General features: G+C 66.8%; 4 protein-coding genes and 1 pseudogene. All 5 read right to left on the reverse strand.

Translation table 11 applies throughout. From position 1 onward, the window contains the following. A pseudogene (locus WB785_RS21290) lies at positions 1–183 on the reverse strand (long-chain fatty acid--CoA ligase); the annotation flags it as partial. A 316-nt stretch (positions 184–499) separates the two neighbouring features. Beyond that, positions 500–1,456 (reverse strand): 4-(cytidine 5'-diphospho)-2-C-methyl-D-erythritol kinase, encoded by a 957-nt coding sequence (locus tag WB785_RS21295; RefSeq protein WP_424081553.1) that lies wholly within the window; start codon positions 1,454–1,456, stop codon positions 500–502. A gap of 48 nt (positions 1,457–1,504) precedes the next feature. Continuing rightward, entirely contained in the window at positions 1,505–2,458 is a 954-nt protein-coding gene (gene rsmA, locus WB785_RS21300; protein WP_424081555.1) for a 16S rRNA (adenine(1518)-N(6)/adenine(1519)-N(6))-dimethyltransferase RsmA, read from the reverse strand. Continuing rightward, on the reverse strand, positions 2,422–3,549 hold the full coding sequence (locus tag WB785_RS21305; protein WP_424081557.1) for a transglycosylase family protein: 1,128 nt from the start codon (positions 3,547–3,549) through the stop codon (positions 2,422–2,424). The genes rsmA and WB785_RS21305 overlap by 37 nt, the downstream gene beginning before the upstream one ends. A gap of 153 nt (positions 3,550–3,702) precedes the next feature. After that, positions 3,703–4,291, reverse strand: a 589-nt coding sequence (locus tag WB785_RS21310; RefSeq protein ID WP_424081559.1) for a TatD family hydrolase, incomplete at its 5' end; no start/stop codon positions are given.

Consider the following 4,291-nt stretch of genomic DNA (forward strand, 5'->3'; position numbering starts at 1 on the left):
GGCCAGGACACCGACCGCGTCGCCGTGGCCGATGCCGGCCGCCGCCAGGCCGCCGGCCACCCGGCGGGCACGCTCATGGACCTCAAGCCAGGTGTGCCGAACCGGCTTGTCTGGCTCGCCGGTCACCATGCCCTTGACGCTCTCATGAGCGTTGCGGAACATGTTCTCGGTAAACCTGCTCACGGTAGCCTCCTCGGTTCCGGCGCCAACGCCCAGCGTCTAATGCTGCCCCTGGTCATGCACACTTTGGTGCACCCGCACGCCCACAATTGGGGAGCAATTTCGTCTCGAAACGGTGATGAAGCAGTAACCTCACGCAACGTTGCGGCTGCGGCGAGGACACGGCGGCTGGCGGAGTTCGCGCGGTTCATACATCGCCCGCCGACACGATCGGCGGGCGGAAGAACCAGGCACGTTGCTTGACCGGTATTCGTCACCGCCGAACATCTTAAACTCCTCTTAAGTAACTGCCAAACTCAGCGGCGCAATCGGGCCAATGTCACACACCGGTGACGGGTGCGGGCACCACCCGGGCGCCGTGCACCGGCCCGCTGGCGACACGCACAGTGCGACAGACCCCCGCGCCGGAGAGCTCGGTGCCAACGTCCACCGCAGCGGGCGCCGACCGGCACAGGAACGTACATGTCGGTCCGGAACCCGACACGATTCCGGCCAGCGCGCCCGCCTCGACGCCGGCGCGCAAGACTCGGCGAAGGGCCGGATCCTTGCTCAGCGCGGCCGCCTGCAATTCGTTGCCCAGCAGCGGCGCCAGCTGCTCCGGGTCGCCGGCTGCCAGCGCCGCCAGCACCGGACCGGGTTCGTCGAGCCTCGGCGGCTTCCCCACTTCCCTGAGCCGGTCCAGCTCAGCGAACACCGTCGGGGTGGACAGGCCGCCCTCGGCGAACGCCAGCACCCAATGGAAGGTGTTACGGGCCAGCACCGTCGCCAGTTCCTCGCCGCGGCCGGTACCCAGCGCGGTGCCCCCGTGCAGCGCGAATGGGACATCGCTGCCCAGCTTCGCGGCCAGCATGTGCAGATCGCGGCGCGGCACCCCGAGCTCCCATAGCGAGTTGATCGCGACCAGCACGGCCGCCGCGTCCGCGCTGCCGCCCCCCATCCCGCCGGCGACCGGGATTGACTTGTCGATGGCGATCGACACGTCAGGCGCCCGGCCGACGTGGTCAGCCATCAGTTCGGCGGCCTGCCACGCCAGATTGCGCTCGTCGAGGGGTAGCTGACCGGCACCTTCGCCGCTGATCTCAAGTGAGAGCACGTCAGCGTTGCGGACGGTGATCTCGTCGACCAGGGAAACCGCGTGGAAGACCGTCGTCACGTCGTGATAGCCGTTGTCGCGCGGATCGCCGACGGCGAGGTAGAGGTTGATTTTGCCGGGCGCCCGAACGCTAACCGACCCAGTGGGCACCCACTGAGCAGCGGTGTTCGGGTCCATCGGCATCGCACGCGACTTTATCGCCCGCGACGGCCAAACCCCACCCCCGTGCGGTTAGCTTGCGGGGGCGTGCCGTTGTCGCAGGGCAGGCACACTGGGGGCACTGGCGCCGCCCGGTTCACCCGAGCGCTGATACAGCCGCACGAATTCGTCGATCGTCAGCGTCTCGCCGCGGCGCGCCGGGTCGATACTGGCGGCCAGCAACCGACTCGCCGACTCGTTGCCCGACCCTGCCCACTCGACGAACGCATTGCGAGATGTCTTGCGCCGCTGAGCAAATGCGATATCGATGAGGTTGAACACGTTATGACGGAAGGCCGCGTCGGTCGGCCAGGGCGGGTTCGCATGCCGGTCGATTCGCACCAACCCGGAATACACGCGGGGAATAGGCCAGAAGACGGTCGGCGACACCGTGCCGTGCCGACGGACCTGCCCATAGAAGCGGACCTTGACGCTGGGAACGCCGTACTCCTTGCCGCCAGGCTCGGCCGCGAGTCGTTCGGCGACTTCGGCCTGCACCATCACCATCAGGGTCCGCAGCGACGGGAATTCTCCCAACAGATGCAGCAGCGCCGGAACCGCGACGTTGTAGGGCAGGTTGGCCACCACCGCTGTCGGCTCGGAAGGCAGATCGGCGGGCAGAAGAGACAACACGTCGCGGTTGAGCACGGTCAGCCGGTGAATCTCGCTGTGTGAATGCTCGGCAACGGTCTTCGGCAGCCGGGCCGCCAGCACCGGGTCGATCTCAACGGCGCTGACCGTGGCGCCGCGGTCCAGCAGCGCCAGGGTGAGCGAGCCCAGACCGGGTCCAACCTCTAGGACGTGATCGTGCCGGTTGATCCCGGAGGACGACACCACCCGACGGACCGTGTTCGCATCGTGGACGAAGTTCTGTCCCAACGATTTACGGGGCCGGAATTCGAGTTCTTTGGCCAGCCTTCGGATCTCGGTGCGCCCGAGCAACCGGATGGTCAGCGCGCACCCGCTCTTCCGCTGCACACCGGCCACGCGCCCCAACCCTGGCGAGCCCGCGTCACCTCGGCGACGGTGATCTGCTCTTCCCTGGTCGCCATGTCGGCGCGGGGAGCAAACCGTAGTCCACCGTTGCGCTCCCAGGTGTTCTGGTCGAATTGCACGCCACCGTAGTAGCCGTTTCCGGAGTTGATCGCCCAGTTTCCGCCGGCCTCGCAACGCGAGATGGCATCCCAGATTTCTCCGTTGCCGACCGGCGGAACCTCGGTGCCCGGCTTGGTACCGACCCGCACCACCGCCTCACGCGCGGGTGTGATCATGTGACTGGCAACCGGCAGCCGGCCGGTTTCGACGCCGTTGACCTTGGAAACCGCGAACGTCACATCCTGGGTGCCGGGGGTGCCCGGGTCCTGGACGACCTCGCGGTCCATGTTCATCTCCGGGTCCTCGATCCGCTTGCGGGGCGGAACCAGCGGCACCCGCTCGGTGACCTTCTCGATGCGATTACGAGTCACCTGAATGTGCATGCCGTCGATCACCGGTGCGGCAGCGCCGGGAGTGACCTGGTCACTTTGCAACAGCGGGGCGCCGACGCCGGCCAGCAGGTCGCCGACCCTGGCCGCGGCCAAGTGCACGTTGCGCACCGCGCCGCCGTCGTTCAGTTCGACCGACTTGGCGCTGACGACCGGCAGGGCCATCCCGGCCAACGGGACACGGCTGCCTCGCGAGGCGGCGGCAGGAGCCGTATCGGTCATCGCCAGCTGAGCCAGCGCCTCGTCGACCGTCGACGCCGTGGTCCACACCTGCTTGGCGTTTTGGCCGTCCAGCGAGATCTGCAGCGGTCGGCTGCGCCGCAACACAATGTTCTCGTCGTTGCGAGCTCGTTCACCGGCAGCGGGATAGAGGTCGTCACGCTCGGTGGCGTTGAACCCGTTCTCCCTGATGATGTCGATCACCCGCGACTTCATGGTGGTCACGGTCATCGCAGTTCCGTCGACGCTCAACGTCACTGTCTTGTAGTCGGCTACCGCGTAGCCACCGGCGAATGCCAAGACCAGCAAAAGACCCGCGACCAAAAGCCGCAAAGCCGGTGAGGGAGCCTGATGGAGTTTCGTAAGTACGTTCAACGCGCGTGTATCCCCGACCTCGACAACTTCAGCAACCGTTCCGTCACATAGCAAAAGGCCCCAGGGGGCCCCACCGTTCGATCACAAGACGGTAACGAACCGGCCTAGATAGAGCAACTCCGCGGCACTGATTTAAGGGGCCTTAACGGACTGTTAACCCCTTGCGGCCAACCCGTACGCTCCGGCGGCATTGCCGGTGGTGACCTCGGCCAATTCGTCGGCCGGCCGATTAATGAGTTCGGCCAGCGCCCGAACAGTGTAAGGCAGGCAGTAGGGCTCGTTCGGCGCCCCGCGGTAGGGATGGGGCGTCAAAAATGGTGCGTCGGTTTCCACCAGCAGCTGCGTCACAGGTATCAGCGGGACCGCTTCGCGCAGCTCACGGGCGTTTCGGAAACTCACCGTCCCGGCCAGGCTGACCAGCCATCCGGCGTCGACGCATGCGCGCGCCATGTCACTGCCCGAGGAAAAGCAGTGAAAGATCACCGTGTCCGGCGCCCCCTCGGCGCGCAGCACATCGAGCACCTCGGCGTCGGCCTCCCGGTTGTGAATCATCAGCGGCTTACCGGCCCGCTTGGCGAGGTCGATATGCCACGCGAAGGCCTCCCGCTGCACCGCCGGCTCCGCGCAGCCCTCCAGCCGGCCCGGCCAATACAGATCCATCCCGGTCTCGCCGACAGCCACCACGCGCGGTTGCGCCACAAACCGTTCGATCTCAGCTCGGGCCGCATCGGTGAGCGAGGCC

The organism is Mycobacterium sp. (genome assembly GCF_049585075.1).
Taxonomy (GTDB): domain Bacteria; phylum Actinomycetota; class Actinomycetes; order Mycobacteriales; family Mycobacteriaceae; genus Mycobacterium.